The sequence below is a fragment of the Streptomyces yunnanensis genome (assembly GCF_029011865.1).
Classification (GTDB): Bacteria; Actinomycetota; Actinomycetes; order Streptomycetales; family Streptomycetaceae; genus Streptomyces; species Streptomyces yunnanensis.
The window spans coordinates 4,190,447-4,209,117 of sequence record NZ_CP095749.1 but is presented as its reverse complement, the minus strand read 5'-3'; the positions used below and the strand labels follow the sequence as shown (position 1 = coordinate 4,209,117).

Sequence of the window (18,671 nt, the reverse complement as noted above, 5' to 3'; positions counted from 1 at the left end):
TGAAACGGATGATGGGGACATGAGCAGCGCAACGATCTCCCCAGTCTCCGTCCACGCCGTCCCCCGCAGCTCGGCCAACGGTGCCACGGCCCTCGGCACCGATGCCGCCCCCGGTTCGGCGGCCGCCCGCGCGCACCGTCGCCCGGTGGGCAGCGCCCTTCGCGCGGTGAAGGTCTTCGCCGCGGCCGCGTTCAGTGTGGTGGTGATGGGCGAGTACACCGAGGGATGAGGCGCGGCACGCCGCGAGAAGCAGCACCGCGCGCCGCCGGCGAACCTTGTAGCCACGCGCGTCCTGCCACCGTCACGGGCACCGAACGGTCGGGCAGGATCGGAATTACGCACCATTCGTGTGTGTGAGCGCCGATTCCGCATGGGCATCCGGTTGACCGGAAAGCGTTACGGGCGGTCGGTCTCTGTCCGTTAGCGTCGCCGCAGAGAGCGCGCTCAGGGCGACGAGGAGGGGTCAACGGTGTCTGCCGCCGACGGGACGGGGACGTGGACGTGGAGACGCACCTGGGCGCAGAGCATCGCCAGCCCCGGCCGACTGGTGCTGGGGGCGGGCCTGCTGGGGCTGTCCTTGGCCGCGCTCTATGCGCTCTCCCTGGTCGTGCAGCTCCCGATGTCCGACATAGAGGTGTACCGCGCCGAGGGCCAGGCCGCCGCGACCGGCGGTGATCTCTACGGCTTCACGGTCACCAGGTGGGCGCTCCCGGCGACGTACCCGCCGTTCGCCGCCCTGCTGTTCATCCCCACCACCTGGGTCTCGCTGACCACCCTCAAGGTCACCTGCGTCCTGGTCAACGCCGCCCTGTTGGCGCTGTTGATCCACCTCTCCTGCAAGGCCGCCGGGCTGCGCCGGGCCGCGTACTCCGCGCCGCTCGTCCTCGTCACCACCGCCCTCGGCCTCTGGCTCGAACCGGTCTTCCAGACCGTGGTCTTCGGGCAGATCAACCTGGCCCTGGCCTGCCTGGTCCTGTGGGACCTCTCGCGGCCGGACGGCGCCCGCTTCAAGGGCTTCGCCACCGGCCTCGCCGCGGGCATCAAGCTCACCCCCGCGATCTTCGCGGTCTATCTGCTGATCACCGGGCGGGTGAAGGCGGCGTTCACCGCCCTCGCCGGATTCGTGGTGTCGGTGCTGCTGGGCGCGCTGGTGCTGCCCGCGGCGAGCGTCGAGTTCTGGACGCGGCGGATGTTCGAGACACAGCGGGTCGGCAAGGTGTGGATCGTCGACAACCAGTCGCTCCAGGGGCTGCTGGCGCGGCTTCTGCACACCACCGAGCCCGGGATGTGGTGGCTGGCGGCGGCCGCGGTCACCGGCGCGGCCGGGCTCTGGATCGCCCGCCGGGTACATGTCCGCCGCGGCCTGGACCTGTGGGGCGTGCTCGCCACCGCCGTCACCGCGCTGCTGGTCTCGCCGATCAGCTGGTCGCACCACTGGGTCTGGTGCATACCCCTGCTGGCCGCGCTGATCGCGCACGCCCGGCGGGATGTGTGGCGCTGGGCGCTGGTCGCCGCCGTCACGGTCGCCTTCGCCGCCCGTTCGATGTGGGCGCTCCACCACAGGGGCACCCTGGCCCTGCACTTCAGCTGGTGGCAGCAGCCGCTCGCCGCCCCCTACCCGGTGCTGGGCCTGGCCCTGCTGGCCGCGCTGGCCTGGTGGACGCGCGGGGCGCCCGGCCGTGCCGGCGCCCCCCGAGGCCGCTCGGCCGCCCGCGTTCCCGCGCCGCGCGTCGACGCCCGCCGGCCCACCGGCAGCCCGACGGGCTGACCCCGCCGCCGCCCGGCATCACGCCGGGGCGGGATCGTCCTCCCCGGCGGTGAGGTCGTCCCCACCGGTGGTCAGCAGCTCGTGGGCGTCCATGATCCGGTAGGCGTAGCCCTGCTCGGCCAGGAAACGCTGGCGGTGTGCGGCGAAGTCCTGGTCGATGGTGTCGCGGGCGACCACCGAGTAGAAGCGGGCCTCATGGCCGTCGGCCTTGGGGCGCAGCACCCGGCCCAGCCGCTGGGCCTCCTCCTGGCGGGAGCCGAAGGTGCCGGACACCTGGATCGCGACCGTGGCCTCCGGCAGGTCGATGGAGAAGTTCGCGACCTTGGACACCACCAGCACCGAGATCTCGCCCTCCCGGAAGGCGTCGAAGAGCTTCTCGCGCTGCGCGTTGCTCGTCTCGCCCTTGATCACCGGCGCGTCGAGGTGCTCGCCCAACTCGTCGAGCTGGTCGATGTACTGCCCGATGACCAGGGTCTGTTCGCCCGCGTGCCGGCGCACCAGCGCCTCGGTCACCCGCTGCTTGCTGTCGGTGGTCGCACAGAAGCGGTACTTCTCCTCCGCCTCGGCCGTGGCGTAAGCGAGCCGCTCCGAGTCGGTCAGGTCCACCCGCACCTCGACGCAGTCGGCCGGCGCGATGTAGCCCTGCGCCTCGATCTCCTTCCACGGGGCGTCGAAGCGCTTGGGCCCGATCAGCGAGAAGACGTCCGACTCCCGGCCGTCCTCCCGCACCAGCGTCGCGGTGAGCCCGAGCCGCCGCCGCGCCTGGAGGTCGGCGGTGAACTTGAAGACCGGCGCGGGCAGCAGGTGCACCTCGTCGTAGACGATCAGGCCCCAGTCCCGGGAGTCGAACAGTTCCAGGTGCGGGTAGACGCCCTTCCGCTTGGTCGTCAGCACCTGGTACGTGGCGATGGTGACCGGACGGATCTCCTTCTTCGTCCCGCTGTACTCGCCGATCTCGTCCTCGGTCAGCGAGGTGCGCTTGACCAGCTCGTGCTTCCACTGGCGGGCCGAGACGGTGTTGGTGACGAGGATCAGCGTGGTGGCCTTGGCCTGCGCCATGGCCCCGGCGCCGACCAGCGTCTTGCCGGCGCCGCAGGGCAGCACCACGACGCCCGAGCCGCCGTGCCAGAAGCCCTCCACGGCCTGCGCCTGATACGGGCGCAGCGCCCAGCCGCTCTCGTCCAGTTCGATCGGGTGCGCCTCGCCGTCGACGTAGCCGGCCAGGTCCTCGGCCGGCCAGCCCAGCTTGAGCAGCGTCTGCTTGATCTGCCCGCGCTCGGAGGGGTGCACCACGACGCTGTCCGGGTCGATCCGCGCGCCGACCAGCGGCTGCACCTTCTTCGAGCGGAGGATCTCCTCCAGCACCGGGCGGTCGGTGCTGGACAGCACCAGGCCGTGCGCGGGGTGCTTGGTGAGGGTCAGCCGGCCGTACCGTGACATGGTCTCGGCGACGTCGACGAGCAGGGCGTGCGGCACCGGATACCGGGAGTACTGCACCAGCGCGTCCACGACCTGCTCGGCGTCGTGGCCGGCGGCCCGCGCGTTCCACAGTCCGAGCGGCGTCAGCCGGTAGGTGTGGATGTGCTCCGGGGCCCGCTCCAACTCGGCGAACGGCGCGATGGCCCGCCGGCAGGCGTCCGCCAGCTCGTGGTCCACCTCCAGCAGCAGCGTCTTGTCGCTCTGGACGATGAGGGGTCCGTTCACGCGCCTCGCCTTTCGCTTTCCGGGGCCGAACCGTCGGGCCGCGGCCGCCGGAACGGCCGAACGTGCCAAACGTCCAGTGTGCCGCATTGCGCCGACACGGTGGCCCGGTCCGCGGGGCGGTCTGTTCCCGCGCAGGTCAGACCGCGTCGTCGGCCAGTTCCGAGACGCCGGTGATGCGGTGCAGGGGGTAGGTGCGGACCTCGTCGGAGGTGTGGTCGTAGGCGGTGACGTAGCCGCCCTCGACGCGGACGGGGGCGATCACCCGCTGGCTGGCGGCGCCGTCCGCGTTGACGTAGCCGATCCAGACGGGGGAGCTGGTGAGGACCGCGGCCTGCATGGTGGCCAGCGTCTCGGCGGAGGTGGTGCGGGGCAGTGCGCCCGGTGTCGGCGGCGCGGTGTCGGCGGTGGCGGTGGCGGGCTTGCGTGCGGCGGTGGCGGCGAGGTCGCCGGCGCGGATGGCGCGCACCGCCGCCTCCAGCAGGGTGCGGTCGGGCGGCGGCGGGCCGTCGGGCACCGGGGTCGGGGCCGTCCGGGGCGGGGTGCGGTAGGAGTCGGCGCGGGCCACCAGGACGTCGCCGGCGGCGGATTCGGCGGCCGGGGCGTAGCCCATCGCCCGCAGGCCGTCGAGGAGTTGCTCGGGGGCGGACTGGGCGGCCAGCACGGTCGGGGCCAGCCGGCGCAGCCGCAGGGCGGCGGCGCGGCGGTCGGCGAGGATCTCGGAGAGCAGCGCGTCGTCGTCGCAGCGGACGTAGGCGCTGGCCGCGCCGACCCGCAACTGGCCGTGTCTGCGGGCCACATCGTCGATGAGGTACGCGAGCGGCTGGGGGACGGGGGTGCGGGAGTGGGTGGTGAGGAACTCCTGGAGCTCGGCGGCGGACCGGCCGGCGTCCAGGGCGCGGCGCACCGAGGCCGGGGTGAAGCGGTAGACCGTGGCGCCGCCCTTGGACTCGATGTCGGCCAGCACCGCGAGCGCCTCGGCGAGCGGGCGGCGCAGCGGGCCGGGCGCGACGGCGGTCAGGTCGGCCTGGAGCAGGACGTGGTCGAGCGGTTCGGGGAGCAGCGGGGCGAGCAGGGCGGCGGCGCGGACCGCGGTGGCGGTCGCCTCGGCGGGGGTGAGGGGGGTGAGGGCGCCGGCGATCGGGCTCGCGTCCGCGTCCGTGTCCGTTTCCGCGCTCGGGCCCGTGTCGCCGGTGGTGCGGAGCAGGGTGCGGCCGTGGGCGGCGAGTGCGCCGCGGCCCGTGACGCCCAGCAACTCGGCCTCGATGAGGGTCCATTGGGCGAGCCGGGAGCGGAGGTCGTCGGTGGGGGCGGGGCCGGCGGCGCCGTCCGCCGCGGTGGACGGGGGCGCGGCCTGGGCCGGTCCCTGGGGCGGGGACGACGCGGCCGGGGGCTGGGTGGCGGGGGCGGCGGCGCGCAGCGGGCGTTCCCAGCGCAGTCGCGAGAGCAGGGCCCGTTCCGGTACGGAGGTGCCGGGCGGGAGGGTGGCCAGCAGGGTCAGTACCCGGTGGCGGACCTCGGGGGCCGGCGAGCGGTCCAGGTGCGGGCCGAGGGCGGCCAGGGCGCGGCCCTTGGCGTCGGCGGTGCCGACCACGCCGGGGGTGCGGGTGGCGGGGAGCCAGGCGGCGACCAGGGCCGCCCAGCGCTGGTGGTCGGGCAGCTGGAGCCAGTCCTCGGCGGCCGGGGTGGCGGCGTAGCGCTCGTCGGCCTCGCCGTCGGAGGCGATCAGCCCGGCCGCGTGGGCGAGTTCGAGCCAGAAGGCGGCGAGCGGCTCGGTGGTGTCCAGGGCGACCGCGGTCCGCTTGAGGTCGCGGACGCTCAGACCGCCGGCGCGCAGGACGGGCGGGCCGCCGAGGTCCCACTCCTTGAGCAGCTCCTCGACGGTGGCCAGGGCGGTGAACGCCTGGCTCGCGGCGGCGTTGTCCACAAGCTGTGGATCGCGGGCGGTGGCCGGATCGAGGGCGGGCGGCACCGGCTCGGGCGCGCGGTGCGCGCGCCCGGCGCGCAGGTGGAGCGCCGCCTCCCGGGGCAGCACGACGTTGCGGGCGCCCGCCGGGAGCAGCAGCCCGCGGTCCAGCAGCCACTGCAGATGCGCGGCCGGCCGGTCGGTGACCGCCCCGTACGGCGGGCCCCACAGCAGCTTGTCCAGCACGGCGACGGCCTCGGCGGGCGCGGTGTCCAGCAGCGCGGCCATCCGGGCGCGGTCGCAGAAGAGGCCGGTGAGGGCGGCGACCGCGGACACCGGGTCATGGGTGGCGGGCAGGCCGGCCGCGGCCAGGATCTCCTGGATACGGCCCGGCGACATCCCGGTGGTGGCCTCGGCGACGGTCGGGCCCAGCCCGGTCGGGGAGGGGCGGGCGGGGCTCGGGGTGAGGAGTTCCCGGGCGGTGCGCACCAGCCGCAGCCGGTCGTCCGGGCCCCACACCAGGGCCTGGGCGCGCAGCGCCGCCACCGCCCGGGGCAGCGCCGCGGCGACCGCTGCGTTCCCGGCGTCCCCGGCCATCAGCGCCGCCAGCGTCGGGTACGGGCAGGGGTCCGGGGCGATCGCCAGCGCCTCGGCGGTCTGCAGGGCGAAGGTGTCCAGCCGCTCCACCGCCCGGACCACCGACGCCCGGGTCCCGGCCCGGGTGGCCAGCTGCGTCAGATCGCCCGGCACCGGGTTGAGCAGGTCGGGCCGGGCCCGCAGCAGGCCGGCGAGCCCGCGGTCCGAACGGGTCCTGAGCTCCTCGGCGAGGGTGCGGGGGGTAGCGGTGGTCATTCGTCCTACGTTAGCCGGGCCGGGAAGACGGCGGGAGGAGGTGACCGCGGCGCGGGGTCGCCCGCCCCGGTCCGTGCGCCCCTCCGCGGGCGGCCCGGGGCGCTGGCGCGGGCCCGCGCGGTACCGTCGGGGCAGCAACCAGCGCACGCCGCAGGGGATTTCGTGGGGATCGAGAGCGAGCAGCTCGTCTTTGACTATCTGAGCCGGGTGGGCGACCTGGCCCAGCAGCGGGGGCTGTCGTCCGGCGCCCGGATGCGGCTGGTGACCTCGCTGCGCGCCGAGATCGACGCGCAGAAGGCCGACCAGAAGGCCGATTCGGTGCCCGGGGTGAAGCGGATGCTGGCCCGGCTGGGCACGCCGGAGGCGGTGGTGCGGGCCGCGGCCGACGCGGACGGCGCCGGCGGCGGGGCCGCGGCCCGGCCGGTCGGGCCGGTGGTCGGGCCCGCGGAGCCGGCCCGTCCCGCGCCGTGGGGCGGCGCCCGCGAGAGATTCGGCGGGCTGATCGGCAAGGTGCCCGGGCCGCGCGACGAGGACGCGCCGGGGGAGGGCGGGCGGCGGCCGGGTTTCCTCAAGAAGCGCGGTGCCCGGCCGGCCGTCCCGGAGGCGCAGTCGGCCGCCGCACCGCCCCATCTGGCCGGCGCCGACGAACTGGGGGATGCGGAGGACCCGCCCGACTGGTGGCGGCTGGAGGCCGCGCCCCACGAGGCGGCGGACACGGCGGACGCGGTGCCCGGGTTCGTCGGCGGTATCGAGATCCCGGAGGTCTGGGAGCGGCCGGAGGAGAAGGGCAAGGGCGGCGAGGACGCGCCGGCGGAGGAGGAGGGCGGCACCGGGCGCCGGCGGGTGCCGCCGGGCCTGCTGCGGCGGACGCTGGGCCGGCGGCCCGCCCAGGAGGCGGCGGCCGAGTCGGCCGGCGAGCCGGAGGACGCGGCGGACGGCGGCACCGGGACCCCCGCTCCGGTGCCCCTGCGGGCGTGGCTCAGCCCGGTGTTGACGCTGGCGGTGCTGCTGCTGGTGGCCGGTGCGGTGGTCGGCTCCTGGCTGGCGCTGGCCGGCGGCTGGGGCCTCGCCTACGTCTCGCGCCGGCTCAGCCGCACGGAGACCAGGTTCGCCGCGCTGGGCGTGCCGGGCATCGTCGCCGGCGGCCTGGTGGTCTGGGTCTGGGGCCGCAACGACGGCCGCTGGGGCGCCCCGATCGCCCCGGGCCACCTGGGCGAGGAACTGCTCGCCGGCCTGCCGGGCGTGGTGCGGGTGGCGGCGGTCGCCTCGGCGCTGTTCCTGCTGTGGCGGATGCGGCGGGCGGCCGGCTGAGGCGCGGGCGGCGCGCCCCGGGGCCGGCCGCCGCCCGGGCCGCCGCTACTTCTTGGCCAGCCGCTGCTGGATCTCGTCCAGGATCTTGTCGGCCGCGGTGTAGCCGATGCCCTGGATCCACAGCTGGTCGTCGACGCGGATCGACCTGCCGTCCTTGACGGCCCGGAGGTTCTTCCACAGGGGGCCGGTGGTGGTCTGGGCCTCCTTGGACTTCTCGGGGCTGCCGTAGGTGGAGTAGAAGACGGCGTTGGCGTCGGCCTTGGTGATCTGCTCGGGGCCGACCTCGACCATCAGGCCGTTCTGTGCGCCGTCGACGACGGAGGTGGGGCCGGTGCCGATGTCGTCGAGGACCGTCCCGATGTAGCTCCGGCAGCCGTAGATGCGGGTGTCGGCGCCCTCGACGAAGCGGACGACGTTGGCGCGCAGGGCGCGGGCCTTGGCCGGGCCGCCCAGGGCCTGGGTGACGCGCTCGGCGTGCGACCGGTAGGCGGCGACGACGCGCTGGGCCTCGGGGATCTTGTTCAGCGCGGCGGCGTGGACGGCGAAGTTCTGCTTCCACGGGTAGCCGGTGGTCTCGGTCATGACAGTGGGCGCGATCTTCTTCAGCTCGGCGTAGCGCTGGCCGTCGCGGACCTTGCTGGTGAGGATCAGATCGGGCTTGAGGGCGGCGATCGCCTCCAGGTTGGGGGCGCCGATCTTGCCGACGTTCTGGATGCCGGCGAGCCGGTGCCGCGGCAGGTAGTCGAGGAAGCCGGAGTCGACGTCGGAGCGGGTCGCGCCGACGGGGGTGACGCCGAGGGTGAGCGCGGAGTCCAGCTCGGCGGTGTCCAGGACGACGACGCGCCGCGGGGTGTCGGGGACGGTGACCTCGCCCATCGCGGTGCGGACCGGGTGGCCGCCGCCGTCCCGGGGGGCCGGCTCGGGCCAGGCGGTGGTGGGCTGCGCGGGGCAGGTGGCCGCCTTGAAGGTGCCGTCGGGGCCGGCGGCGGAGGCGCCGGAGTCCGCGCCGCTGCCGCAGGCGGCGAGCAGGAGCGCGCCGGCGGCGGCGACCGCGGCGGCCCGGGCGGTGCCGCCGCGGCGCGGCCGCGCGCCGGCTGTGGAGACGCCGGCCGGGTGGGGGGAACGGTGCGAGCGGGTCATGGCCGGGTGGGTGGGGCGGGTCATGGCAACCCTTTCGGCTCGGCGGCGGGGAGGTCGGCGGGGCGGGAGCCTCGACGAGCAGACGTCACTGCCGGGGTTCCCTTTCCCAGGGACGGCCCGGAACCACCAGGGGCGAGCCGGTCACCGGGTCCGGGACGACCACCGCGTCCAGGCCGAAGACCTCCCGGACCAGGTCGGCCGTGACGACCTGCCCGGGGTGGCCCTGGGCGACGATCCGGCCCGCCTTCATGGCCACCAGGTGGTCGGCGTAGCGGGCGGCCTGGTTGAGGTCGTGCAGGACGGCGACGACGGTCCGGCCGCGCTCGTGGTTGAGCTGGCGCACCAGGTCCAGGACCTCCACCTGGTGGGCGATGTCCAGATAGGTGGTCGGCTCGTCCAGCAGGAGCAGATCGGTCTCCTGGGCCAGCGCCATGGCGATCCAGACCCGCTGGCGCTGGCCGCCGGAGAGCTCGTCGACCGCGCGGTCCGCCAGCGCCGCCACGTCGGTCCGCGCCATCGCCTCGGAGACCGCCCGCTCGTCCTCCGTCGACCACTGCTGCCACCACCGCTGGTGCGGCTGGCGACCGCGGGCCACCAGGTCGGCGACGGTGATCGCCTCCGGTGCGACCGGGGTCTGCGGCAGCAGGCCGAGCGACTGGGCGATCTTCCGGGTGGGGATCTTGGCCAGGTCCGTGCCGTCCAGCAGGACCGTGCCGTGGCGCGGTCGCAGCAGCCGCCCCAGGGCGCGCAGCAGTGTCGACTTGCCGCAGGCGTTGGGGCCGACGACGACGGTGACCGCGCCGTCGGGCACGTCCACGTCCAGGCCCTCGACGACGGTGCGCTCCTCGTAGGAGAGGGTCAGGTCGCGGGCCGTCAGACGGGCGGCGGTGCGTGGTGCGGTGGTCTCCTGGGCGGTGGGTTCCTCGGCGGTGGTCTCCGGGGCGGCGGGGCCCGTCTCGGCCGCCGGCCGCGGTGTGCCGGTACCGGTCACGCGTTTCCTCCTGTGGCCCGGCCACGGGCCCGGTGGCCCCTGACGATCAGCCAGATCAGATACGGGGCGCCGACCGCGGCGGTCAGCACGCCCACCGGCAGCTCGGTCGGCGCGAGCAGCTTGCGGGCGAGCAGGTCGCCGAGGACGACGATGACGGCGCCCAGCAGGGCGGAGCTCAGCAGTGGGATCTGCGCGGTCCGGGTCAGCCGGCGGGCGATCTGCGGGGCGAGCAGGGCGACGAAGTCCACCGGCCCGGCGGCGCCGGTCGCCATCGACGCCAGCACCACGCCGACCGCCACCAGCCCCAGCCGGGTGCGGCCCAGCCGGATGCCCAGCGCGGTCGCGGTGTCGTCGTCCAGGGACACCGTGCGCTGGGCGCGGGCCGCCCACAGGACGGCCGGCAGCAGCACCAGCAGCGCCCACCCCAGGGGCGCCGCCTCCGCCCAGCCGCGCCCGTTGAGCGAGCCGGTCATCCAGACCTGGGCCTGCTGGGCCACCAGGTAGTCGCCCTTGGTGAGGAACAGCTGGGTGACCGAGCGCAGCGCCACCGCGAAGCCGATGCCGATCAGCACGAAGCGGGTGGCGTGCAGCCCGCCGCGCCAGGCGAAGACGTAGACCAGGACGGCGGCCAGCACCCCGCCGGCGACCGAGACGTAGGGCAGGACCGCGAACGACGTGACGCCGAAGGTCATCGCGCCGACCGTCACCGCCCCGGCGCCCTGGGTGACGCCGATGATGTCCGGGCTGGCCAGCGGATTGCGGGCGACGGTCTGGATCAGCCCGCCGGCGACCCCGAAGGCCGCGCCGACCAGCAGCCCGACCACCATCCGGGGCAGCCGCAGCGTCCCGACGACGAGTTCCTGCCCGGACGGCCGGCCCGTCAGCACCCTGAGCACCTCGGAGGGCGCCACCCAGCTCTCGCCGGCACACAGGTACGCCACGGACACCACGGCCAGGAGGACCGCGAGCACCGCGGCGACCACAGTGGCGCGCCGGTGCAGCAGGAAGGAGCCGCGGCCGGCCCGGACCAGCGCGTACCCGGCGGGGCGGACCGCGCCCGGGCGGGCGGCGGGGGAGATCCTGGGGGCCGTCATGCCGCCACCGCCCGTCGCCGGACCAGGGTCACCAGGAACGGCACGCCGATCAGCGCGGTCATCACGCCCGCCGGGACCTCCGACGGCGGGAAGAGCACCCGCCCGACGGTGTCCGAGACCAGCACGACGACCGGGCCGAGCAGCGCGGCCATCGGCAGCGCCCAGCGGTGGTCGCCGCCCACCAGCGCGCGGGCCAGGTGCGGGACGGCCAGGCCGACGAAGGCGATCGGGCCGGCCGCGGCCACCCCCGCGCCGGTCAGCACGGTCGCGCCGAGCCCGCCCACGATCCGCACCGCGGCGACGTTCTGGCCCAGTCCCCGGGCGACATCCTCGCCGAGCGCCAGGGCGTCCAGTCCGCGCGCCACCGACAGCACCAGTACCGCGCCGACCAGCAGGAACGGCCAGATCTGGGCGGCCACCGCGGCATCCCGGCCGGTGAGCGAGCCCACCTGCCAGAAGCGGAACTCGTCCAGCGCCGCGGCCTTGGTGGTGAGGATCGCCATCGACACCGACACCAGCAGCGCGTTGATCGCGGCGCCGGAGAGCGCCAGCTTGACCGGGGTGGCGCCGCCCCGGCCGCGGGTGGCGACGCCGTAGACGACGACGGCGGCGATCCCCGCGCCGGCGAACGCGAACCAGACGTAGCCGGTCAGGGTGTGCACCCCGGCGAAGGCGATGGCGGCGACCACGGCGGCCGCGGCGCCCTGGCTGATGCCGAGGATGCCGGGGTCGGCGATCGGGTTGCGGGTGATGCCCTGCATGACCGTGCCGGCCATCGCCAGCGCGGCGCCCACCATCAGCCCGATCAGGGTGCGCGGCAGCCGCAGGTACCGCACGACCTGCGCGGCGTCGTCGGTGCCGCCGTGGACGAGGGCGTCGAGCACCGCGGACGGCGCGAACGCGCGGCTGCCGACGGCGAGCGAGAGGACCACCGCGAGCAACAGCGCCAGCACCGCCACCGCGGTCAGGCCGAGCCGTCGGCTCCGTTTCCGTTGCGTCACGGGCATGGCATCACGGGCGTCGGGTCCATTCGCGCGGTCTGGAGCTGTCGGACGGGCGACCGCGGGCACCCGGTGGGGCCCGCGGTTAGGTAAGGCAAGGCTAACGCTACGTCCTGGTCGCCGCGGCCCGCGGGGGCGCGGGCACAATGGCAGGCATGGCTGCGCATCCCCTGACCGTCGGGTTCGACCTCGACATGACGCTGATCGACTCCCGTCCGGGCATCAAGGCCGCCTACGAGGCGCTCGCCGTCCGCACCGGTACGTACATCGACGCCGACGCCGCGGTGACCCGGCTCGGGCCGCCGCTGGAGCAGGAGATCCGCCGGTGGTTCCCCGAGGAGCGGGTGGCCGAGATCAGCGACGTCTACCGGGAGCTGTACCCCGCGCATGCCGTCGCCGGCACCCTGGCGATGCCCGGCGCGCGGGAGGCGGTCGACGCGGTGCACGCGGCCGGCGGCCGGGCCATCGTCGTCACCGCCAAGTACGAGCCCAACGCCGAGCTGCACCTGTCCCACCTGGGCATCGCCGCGGACGCGGTCATCGGCTCGCTGTGGGCGGAGGCCAAGGCCGAGGCGCTGCGCGCGCACGGCGCGCGCGTCTACGTCGGCGACCACACCGGCGACGTGCGCGGCGCCCGGACCGCGGGCGCGCTGTCGGTGGCGGTCGCCACCGGCCCGTGCGGCGCCGACGAACTGCGCGCGGCCGGCGCCCAGGTCCTGCTCGACGACCTGACCGCTTTCACGTCGTGGCTGGATCGTTACGTAGCGGATCCGGATCGTTACCCGGCGGGTGGCGTCGACGGGGACGGCGCGAGGGCCGCCTCCGCCTGACGGCGTTGGGCGACCACGGAACGCAGCACTCCGCCGCCCGCGATCAGGAAACCGGCGCCCATCAGCATGGACACCCAGTAGAACTCCCACGGCAACGGCTTCGTGCCGAGGAACAGCGGTAGCACTGTGACGAGAGTGGCCAGTGCGCCAACTAGGAACACGATCGCGCCGATTCGGACCATCAGATCCCCGGCCTGGGGCGTTTCATCAGACACCTGACCAGGGTAAGTCCGGGCGAGAGGCGCCGAGGATCCCCCTGGCGACGTCTTGTCACCGGGCCCCGGACCATTAGCCTTGGGGGAGGCGGGCTTCGGTGGCCCGCTGCACTGTTATCCGGACCAATTTTCTCAACGCCGCGGCTCCACACGCTGCCTGCCGCGGACCAGCCCGCATTTCCCGACGAGTACGAGGACGAGGACAGACGTGCCTACCGGCAAGGTCAAGTGGTTCAACAGCGAGAAGGGCTTCGGCTTTCTCTCCCGCGACGACGGCGGTGACGTCTTCGTACATTCGTCGGTGCTGCCCGACGGCGTGGAGGCGCTCAAGCCCGGCCAGCGCGTCGAATTCGGTGTCGTCGCAGGCCAGCGCGGAGACCAGGCACTGAGCGTCATCCTCCTCGATCCGGCCCCCTCGCTCGCCGCGGCCCAGCGGCGCAAGCCCGACGAGCTCGCCTCGATCGTGCAGGACCTCACCACGCTCCTGGAGAACGTCACCCAGCAGCTGGAGCGCGGGCGTTACCCCGACAAGGTGCACGGCGCCAAGATCGCCGGCATGCTGCGGGCGGTCGCCGACCAGCTCGACGTCTGAGCCGGACCGCCCGCGCTCCCGAAGCGGCCGCGGGCGGCCGCACCGACATCCTTCAGAGGAACTTCAGCGCATCGCGGCCGAGGGGCGGAACGAGCCCCTCGGCCGCGGCGCGGGTGAGCAGCCCGCGCACCGCGGCGTAGCCGTCCTCGCCGAGGTCGGCGGTGAACTCGGTGACGTACAGCCCGATGTGCTGGTCGGTCACCTTCGGGTCCATCTCCTGGGCGTGCTCCAGGACGTACGGACGGGAGACCTCCGGGTCGTCCCAGGCCATCCGGACCGACGTGCGGACCGCCTCCGCCAGCCGGCGCAGCACCGGCTCGCCCAGCGACCGCTTGGCGATGATCGCGCCCAGCGGGATCGGCAGACCGGTGGTCAGCTCCCAGTGCTCGCCCATGTCCGCCAGGCAGTGCAGCCCGTAGTCCTGGTACGTGAAGCGGGCCTCGTGGATCACCAGGCCGGCGTCGACCTTGCCGTCCCGCACGGCCGGCATGATCTCGTCGAACGGCAGCACCACGACCTCGCCGACCCCGCCCGGCACCGCCTCCGCCAGCCACAGCCGGAACAGCAGGTACGCGGTGGACCGCTCGCTGGGCACCGCGACCGTCTTCCCCGCCAGGTCCGCGGCCGCCCCGGGCCGGCGGGTCAGCACCAGCGGGCCGCAGCCGCGCCCCAGCGCCCCGCCGCAGGGCAGCAGCGTGTACTCCTCCAGCACCCACGGCAGGACCGCGTAGGACACCTTCAGCACGTCCAGCTCACCGCGCTCGGCCAGGCCGTTGGTGACGTCGATGTCGGCGAGGGTGACCGCCAGCTCCGGCGCGTCCGGGACCCGGCCGTGCACCAGGGCGTCGAAGACGAAGGTGTCGTTCGGGCACGGGGAGTAGGCGATGGACAGCGGCCGGGTCACGGGGTCCTCCGGGGGGTGTGGGGTGGCGATGCCGGAGCCCCGGGCGACGTCGTCGCTGGGGTGCCCGCCAGGGCTCCGGGGAACGTGCGGAAGGCGTCGGTCAGCGCGGCGAGGGCGGGCCCGATCCGCCAGGCGGCGCGGTCCCGGGGGCCCACCGCGTTGGAGATCGTGCGCAGCTCCAGCACGGGCAGGCCGTGCGCGGCGGCCGCCTCGGCGACGCCGAACCCCTCCATCGCCTCGGCCAGCACGCCCGGGTGACGCGCCGCCAGCTCGGCGGCACGGGCGGCGCTGCCGGTGACCGTGGAGACCGTGACGACCGGTCCGACCGCCCCGCCGGTCGCCGCCGCGACGGCCGTGACCAGCGCCGGGTCGGGCAGGTGCACCGTGGTCCCGAAGCCGAGTTCGGTGACCGGGACGAAGCCGTCGGGGGTCTCGGCGCCCAGGTCGGCGGCGACGATCGCGTCCGCGACGACCACCGAGCCCAGGGGCGCGCCGGACGGGCGGCCGGGGGAGGAGCCGGGACCGGGGGCGAAGCCGCCGCCGATGCCGGCCGAGACGACCAGGTCGTACGGGGTGCCGGCGAGGGCGGCGACGGTGAGCGCGGTGGCGGTGCCGGCGGCCGCGGCGGCCGGGCCGACGCCGGCCGCCAGGACGTCCGGCGCCGGCGACCCGGCGGGCGCGTGGTGCAGCGCGTGGCCGCCGGGCAGCGGGCGGTGCGCGTAGCCGTCCCCGGCGGCGCACACCGCGTCGCGCTCCGCGGCCACCGCGGTGACCACCAGCGCCCGCATCAGACGCCCCGCACCGTGTGCCGCCGGTCCCCGGCCCCCGCGCGCAGCGCCGCTCAGTCCTTCAGCTTCAGGTTGACGTGCCACAGGGCCGTCGGGCCCTCGCCCTGGGCCTTGCCGGCCTCGGCGACCAGCAGGGTGACCTCGGGGAGGTAACCGCTCTGGCCGGTCATCGGGTTGGTCTGCTTGAAGATCTCGTCCACGCTGAAGGAGCGGTAGGTCTCGGTGGTGGGCTGCATGAAGGGCTGCCCACCGACGACGAACCAGCCGGACTTGGCCACCTTCGGGTCGACGCCCACCCGGATCTTCTCGCCCGGCTGCACCGTGAGGGTGTCGGCGCCCTTCTTGGAGATGCAGTCCTTGACGGTCTTCTGGTCGAGGGACTTGCCGTTGCCGTCACATCCGGGGGTCACCTCCGCCGTGACCGTCTTCGAGCCGACGGTCACGGTGGCCAGCGAGGTCGGCTGCTGGCAGGCGGAGAGGGTGAGCAGGCCCAGGGTCATGGCACCGAGGGCAGCGGCGGCGCGGCGGCCCTTGCCCCGGGAGATCAACGCAGCGGTCATACGGGGCAGGCTATCGGGCGTCCCGGCGCGCGCCACGCGCGGGTGCGGCGCGCCGCGACCGGGCCCGCCGCACGGGGTGCCCCGCGTGCGCCGTCACACCACCCGCGGGGCCGGCCGGCCGCCGCGCCGGGCCGCGTCGAGCAGCCCCCGCACGGCCAGTGCGGCGCCCAGCGCCACCAGGCCGGCGGCCACCGCCATGCCCAGCGTGCCGACCAGCGGCAGTGCGATCCCGAGCGCGCCGCCCACCACCCACGCCAGCTGGAGCACCGTCTCGGACCGGGCGAACGCCGAGGTCCGCACCGCCTCCGGCACGTCCCGCTGGATCATCGCGTCCAGCGACAGCTTGGCCAGCGCCTGGCACAGCCCCGCGGTGGCCGCCGCCGCGGTTACCACCACGGGCGCCAGCACCTCGTAGAACAGCGCCGCCAGCGCCGTCGCCCCCAGTGCCAGCCCCAGCATCGCGGCGATGATCCGCTCCGGGCCGCGCGCCTTCAGCCCGGCGCCGACCGCCGTGCCCAGCGCGTTCCCGGTGCCGGCGGCCACCGCGACCAGCCCCAGTGACGCCGCCGCCCCCAGCCCGCCCAACGGGTGCTCGCGCAGCAGGAACGCCAGGAAGAAGGTGAGGAAGCCGGAGAGCGAACGCAGCGCCGCGTTCGCCTGGAGGCCGTGCAGGACGGACGGGCCGACCGTGCGCAGCCCCGGCCGCCGTCCGCCCGCCCCGGTGGGGAACGTGCCGTCCCGGGACGCCAGCCGGGCCCGGGCCTCGCCCTTGCCCGAGTCCACCGCGTGCGGCAGCGAGAACGACAGGAACGCCCCGGTCAGGAACACCGCGCAGGCCCCGTACAGCGGCCAGGCGGGCCCGATCAGGTGCAGCCCGGCGCCCAGCGGCGCGGCCACCCCGGTGGCCAGCAGCCCCGCCAGCGTCACCCGGGAATTGGCCTTCACCAGCGAGACCCGCGGTGGCAGCAGCCGCGGCACCACCGCGCTGCGCACCACCCCGTACGCCTTCGACGACACCAGCACCCCCAGGGCCGCCGGATACAGCTCCAGCCCGCCGCCGGCCACCGCCCCCGACATGGTCAGCGCCAGCACCGCCCGGGCCAGCATCGAGCCGGCCATCGCCGCCCGGCGGCCGTGCGGCAACCGGTCCAGCAGCGGCCCCACCACCGGCGCCAGCAGTGCGAACGGCGCCATGGTGACCGCCAGGTACAGGGCCACCCGCCCCCGTGCCTGGTGCGTCGGCACCGAGAAGAACACCGTGGAGGCCAGCGCGACCGTGATCATCACGTCGCCCGCGGCGTTCACCGCGTGCAACTCGATCAGCTTCGCCAGCCCCGATTCGCCGGCGCCCTGTGCGTGGGTGGCGCGCCGCACCCCCCGGGCCGCGGCGGCCAGCGGCCGGTGCAGCGCGCGCCCGGCCGCCCGGCCCGCCCGGCGGACCTTCGACGTCCTCGACGCCCTGACGGCTGCCACCTGGTCATACTGCCCCAACTCGCCCCATCTGGGGCGGTTTCTCCCCCTGGTCGGGCGGGGCGCATCGGCCTCCTGGCGGTCACCGCGACACCCCCGCCCGATCGCGATCGGTGAGATTTGCTGCTCCCGCCGAGGGGTCGTGCAGCGTTGAAGGGGTAGCGTGTCCAGAGCGCCACCGGCGGTCTGTTTCGGCCGCGTACCTCATTTCCCTGCGATCGCGCAGAATAGGACGTAAGAGGTGCGCTCGACCGAACGAACCAGTTGGGCGCGGACGTCGACGCGGTCCCCAGGTCCGCTCCGCCCGCCCCGACCCCCGCAGGTCGTCCAGACAGGACCAGGACAGCTCCCGGCTGGCGCACTCGTGAGACGGCGTGGAAGAGAGAATCGATTCTTGTGAGTGCTGCGATGCGAAGCCGTACCCCTGACCGCCTGTGCGCCGAGGCGGTCGACCTCGCCCGCGCGGCGGCCGAAGAGGTCGCCACGCCCGGCATGGTCGGTGAGCACATCGACGCTGTCGCCGAGGCGGACCGCGTCGTCACCCATCTCTTCGACTGCGCGGAGCCCGGCTACCGCGGTTGGCGCTGGGCGGTGACGGTCGCCCGCGCCTCCCGCGGCAAGATCGTCACCCTCGACGAGTCGGTCCTGCTGCCCGGCCCCGAGGCGCTGCTGGCACCCGAGTGGGTGCCCTGGAGCGAACGGCTGCGCCCCGGCGACATGGGCCCCGGCGACCTGCTGCCCACCGAGGCCGACGACCTGCGGCTGGAGCCCGGGTTCAGCGGTGAGGACACCCCGCCGCCGAACTCGCCGGTAGCCGAGAGCATGGCCGCCGACGTCGCCGACACCGAGGAAGCGGACGTCGTCCCCGGTTCGCCCGCGATCCAGTCGGCGCCCGCCCGCGGCAGCGTCGGCGCGATCGCCGAGGAACTGGGCATGGCCCGCGCCCGGGTCCTGTCCCGCTACGGCCTGCACGCCGCCGCCGACCGCTGGGAAGAAGCCTTCGGCCCCAAGACCCCGATGGCCCAGGCGGCCCCCGCCACCTGCGTGAGCTGCGGTTTCCTGACGCCGATGGCCGGCTCGCTGCGGCAGGCGTTCGGAGTCTGCGCGAACGAGTTCTCGCCGGCGGACGGCCGCGTCGTCTCGCTGTCGTACGGCTGCGGGGCGCACTCGGAGGCCGCCGTGATGCCGAAGCCGCCGAAGCCGGCGGAGCCGGTGCTCGACGAGACCGTGGTCGAGCCGGTCTCGATCCGACCCGTGGCGGACGGCGGGTCCGTGGAGGACGGCGGCCCGGCGGAGGAGCTTGGTCACAGCTAGGGGTTTTGGTTGGGCGGGGGTGCCTCTGCTTGTGGTGGGTGGCGGGTGCCTGTGGGGCGGGCCTACGGGGTGGTTGTCGGACTGCTGCGCTTTACGTCCGACAACCACCCCCTCCGGCCCGCCCCACAGGCACCCGCCCGTACGTGAGAGGCCCCGCACCCGGCACCCACCACCCACCGGGGCCCCCGCCCCACAAACCCCATTTCCCGCCGGAGGCGGGAAGCCCCCGCACGG

17 protein-coding genes are annotated in these 18,671 nt (G+C 75.2%); 6 read left to right on the top strand and 11 right to left on the bottom strand.

Annotation, left to right across the window (positions count from 1 at the left end; genetic code table 11):
- The first annotated feature begins 19 nt into the window (after nucleotides 1-19).
- Together MOV08_RS17955 and MOV08_RS17950 are read left to right on the top strand one after the other, a co-directional pair.
- Nucleotides 20-229, top strand: a complete 210-nt coding sequence (locus MOV08_RS17955; RefSeq protein WP_275308090.1) for a hypothetical protein — start codon at nucleotides 20-22, stop codon at nucleotides 227-229.
- A gap of 240 nt (nucleotides 230-469) precedes the next feature.
- Nucleotides 470-1,768, top strand: coding sequence for a glycosyltransferase 87 family protein (locus MOV08_RS17950; protein ID WP_275308089.1), 1,299 nt, complete (start codon nucleotides 470-472; stop codon nucleotides 1,766-1,768).
- An 18-nt stretch (nucleotides 1,769-1,786) separates the two neighbouring features.
- On the opposite strand, the gene MOV08_RS17945 is transcribed toward MOV08_RS17950, so the two are convergent.
- Nucleotides 1,787-3,472: a DNA repair helicase XPB gene (locus MOV08_RS17945; protein ID WP_205366251.1), complete on the bottom strand. Its 1,686-nt coding sequence runs from the start codon at nucleotides 3,470-3,472 to the stop codon at nucleotides 1,787-1,789.
- A 136-nt stretch (nucleotides 3,473-3,608) separates the two neighbouring features.
- Nucleotides 3,609-6,227, bottom strand: coding sequence for a helicase C-terminal domain-containing protein (locus tag MOV08_RS17940; protein WP_275308088.1), 2,619 nt, complete (start codon nucleotides 6,225-6,227; stop codon nucleotides 3,609-3,611).
- Between the two features lie 162 nt (nucleotides 6,228-6,389).
- On the opposite strand from MOV08_RS17940, the gene MOV08_RS17935 reads away from it, so the two are divergent.
- Nucleotides 6,390-7,538 carry a chromosomal replication initiator protein DnaA gene (locus MOV08_RS17935; RefSeq protein WP_275308087.1) on the top strand — a complete coding sequence of 383 codons (1,149 nt, stop codon included), beginning with the start codon at nucleotides 6,390-6,392 and terminating at the stop codon, nucleotides 7,536-7,538.
- Nucleotides 7,539-7,583: 45 nt separating this feature from the next.
- Here the strand turns inward: MOV08_RS17935 and MOV08_RS17930 are convergent, their stop codons facing one another.
- The 4 genes from MOV08_RS17930 to MOV08_RS17915 form a co-directional block, all read right to left on the bottom strand.
- Nucleotides 7,584-8,702, bottom strand: a complete 1,119-nt coding sequence (locus tag MOV08_RS17930) for an ABC transporter substrate-binding protein (RefSeq protein WP_275308084.1) — start codon at nucleotides 8,700-8,702, stop codon at nucleotides 7,584-7,586.
- A gap of 61 nt (nucleotides 8,703-8,763) precedes the next feature.
- The gene (locus MOV08_RS17925; RefSeq protein ID WP_039641028.1) at nucleotides 8,764-9,555 is read right to left on the bottom strand and encodes an ABC transporter ATP-binding protein; all 792 of its coding nucleotides are present in this window, start codon (nucleotides 9,553-9,555) and stop codon (nucleotides 8,764-8,766) included.
- 110 nt (nucleotides 9,556-9,665) lie between these two features.
- Nucleotides 9,666-10,763: a FecCD family ABC transporter permease gene (locus tag MOV08_RS17920; RefSeq protein WP_275308082.1), complete on the bottom strand. Its 1,098-nt coding sequence runs from the start codon at nucleotides 10,761-10,763 to the stop codon at nucleotides 9,666-9,668.
- Entirely contained in the window at nucleotides 10,760-11,770 is a 1,011-nt protein-coding gene (locus tag MOV08_RS17915) for a FecCD family ABC transporter permease (protein ID WP_039633751.1), read from the bottom strand. The genes MOV08_RS17920 and MOV08_RS17915 overlap by 4 nt, the downstream gene beginning before the upstream one ends.
- A 149-nt stretch (nucleotides 11,771-11,919) precedes the next feature.
- Between MOV08_RS17915 and MOV08_RS17910 the strand changes: the two genes are divergently transcribed.
- On the top strand, nucleotides 11,920-12,594 hold the full coding sequence (locus tag MOV08_RS17910) for an HAD family hydrolase (protein ID WP_275308080.1): 675 nt from the start codon (nucleotides 11,920-11,922) through the stop codon (nucleotides 12,592-12,594).
- On the opposite strand, the gene MOV08_RS17905 is transcribed toward MOV08_RS17910, so the two are convergent.
- A complete protein-coding gene (locus MOV08_RS17905; RefSeq protein WP_052286778.1) occupies nucleotides 12,543-12,776 on the bottom strand; it encodes a hypothetical protein in 234 nt (77 codons plus the stop codon). The two genes, MOV08_RS17910 and MOV08_RS17905, sit on opposite strands and share 52 nt — an antisense overlap.
- A 241-nt stretch (nucleotides 12,777-13,017) precedes the next feature.
- On the opposite strand from MOV08_RS17905, the gene MOV08_RS17900 reads away from it, so the two are divergent.
- Nucleotides 13,018-13,401 (top strand): cold-shock protein, encoded by a 384-nt coding sequence (locus MOV08_RS17900; RefSeq protein ID WP_039633746.1) that lies wholly within the window; start codon nucleotides 13,018-13,020, stop codon nucleotides 13,399-13,401.
- Between the two features lie 52 nt (nucleotides 13,402-13,453).
- Here MOV08_RS17900 and MOV08_RS17895 read toward each other — a convergent pair whose 3' ends face one another.
- The 4 genes from MOV08_RS17895 to MOV08_RS17880 form a co-directional block, all read right to left on the bottom strand.
- On the bottom strand, nucleotides 13,454-14,305 hold the full coding sequence (locus tag MOV08_RS17895; RefSeq protein WP_067347934.1) for a 1,4-dihydroxy-6-naphtoate synthase: 852 nt from the start codon (nucleotides 14,303-14,305) through the stop codon (nucleotides 13,454-13,456).
- Nucleotides 14,302-15,093 (bottom strand): futalosine hydrolase, encoded by a 792-nt coding sequence (locus MOV08_RS17890; RefSeq protein ID WP_275308079.1) that lies wholly within the window; start codon nucleotides 15,091-15,093, stop codon nucleotides 14,302-14,304. The genes MOV08_RS17895 and MOV08_RS17890 overlap by 4 nt, the downstream gene beginning before the upstream one ends.
- Before the next feature lie 53 nt (nucleotides 15,094-15,146).
- Entirely contained in the window at nucleotides 15,147-15,653 is a 507-nt protein-coding gene (locus MOV08_RS17885; RefSeq protein ID WP_039633738.1) for a hypothetical protein, read from the bottom strand.
- A gap of 93 nt (nucleotides 15,654-15,746) precedes the next feature.
- Nucleotides 15,747-17,126, bottom strand: coding sequence for an MFS transporter (locus MOV08_RS17880; RefSeq protein WP_052287473.1), 1,380 nt, complete (start codon nucleotides 17,124-17,126; stop codon nucleotides 15,747-15,749).
- 405 nt (nucleotides 17,127-17,531) lie between these two features.
- Between MOV08_RS17880 and MOV08_RS17875 the strand changes: the two genes are divergently transcribed.
- Entirely contained in the window at nucleotides 17,532-18,437 is a 906-nt protein-coding gene (locus MOV08_RS17875; protein ID WP_275308077.1) for a DUF3027 domain-containing protein, read from the top strand.
- Nucleotides 18,438-18,671 lie beyond the last annotated feature (234 nt).

What these genes read in the sequence shown, in the direction of transcription:
- MOV08_RS17955 (WP_275308090.1), top strand. Translation starts at nt 20, where the DNA reads ATGAGCAGCGCAACGATCTCCCCAGTCTCCGTCCACGCCGTCCCCCGC.
- MOV08_RS17940 (WP_275308088.1), bottom strand. Translation starts at nt 6,227, where the DNA reads ATGACCACCGCTACCCCCCGCACCCTCGCCGAGGAGCTCAGGACCCGT.
- MOV08_RS17930 (WP_275308084.1), bottom strand. Translation starts at nt 8,702, where the DNA reads ATGACCCGCCCCACCCACCCGGCCATGACCCGCTCGCACCGTTCCCCC.
- MOV08_RS17920 (WP_275308082.1), bottom strand. Translation starts at nt 10,763, where the DNA reads ATGACGGCCCCCAGGATCTCCCCCGCCGCCCGCCCGGGCGCGGTCCGC.
- MOV08_RS17915 (WP_039633751.1), bottom strand. Translation starts at nt 11,770, where the DNA reads ATGCCCGTGACGCAACGGAAACGGAGCCGACGGCTCGGCCTGACCGCG.
- MOV08_RS17910 (WP_275308080.1), top strand. Translation starts at nt 11,920, where the DNA reads ATGGCTGCGCATCCCCTGACCGTCGGGTTCGACCTCGACATGACGCTG.
- MOV08_RS17905 (WP_052286778.1), bottom strand. Translation starts at nt 12,776, where the DNA reads ATGGTCCGAATCGGCGCGATCGTGTTCCTAGTTGGCGCACTGGCCACT.
- MOV08_RS17890 (WP_275308079.1), bottom strand. Translation starts at nt 15,093, where the DNA reads ATGCGGGCGCTGGTGGTCACCGCGGTGGCCGCGGAGCGCGACGCGGTG.
- MOV08_RS17885 (WP_039633738.1), bottom strand. Translation starts at nt 15,653, where the DNA reads ATGACCGCTGCGTTGATCTCCCGGGGCAAGGGCCGCCGCGCCGCCGCT.
- MOV08_RS17875 (WP_275308077.1), top strand. Translation starts at nt 17,532, where the DNA reads ATGCGAAGCCGTACCCCTGACCGCCTGTGCGCCGAGGCGGTCGACCTC.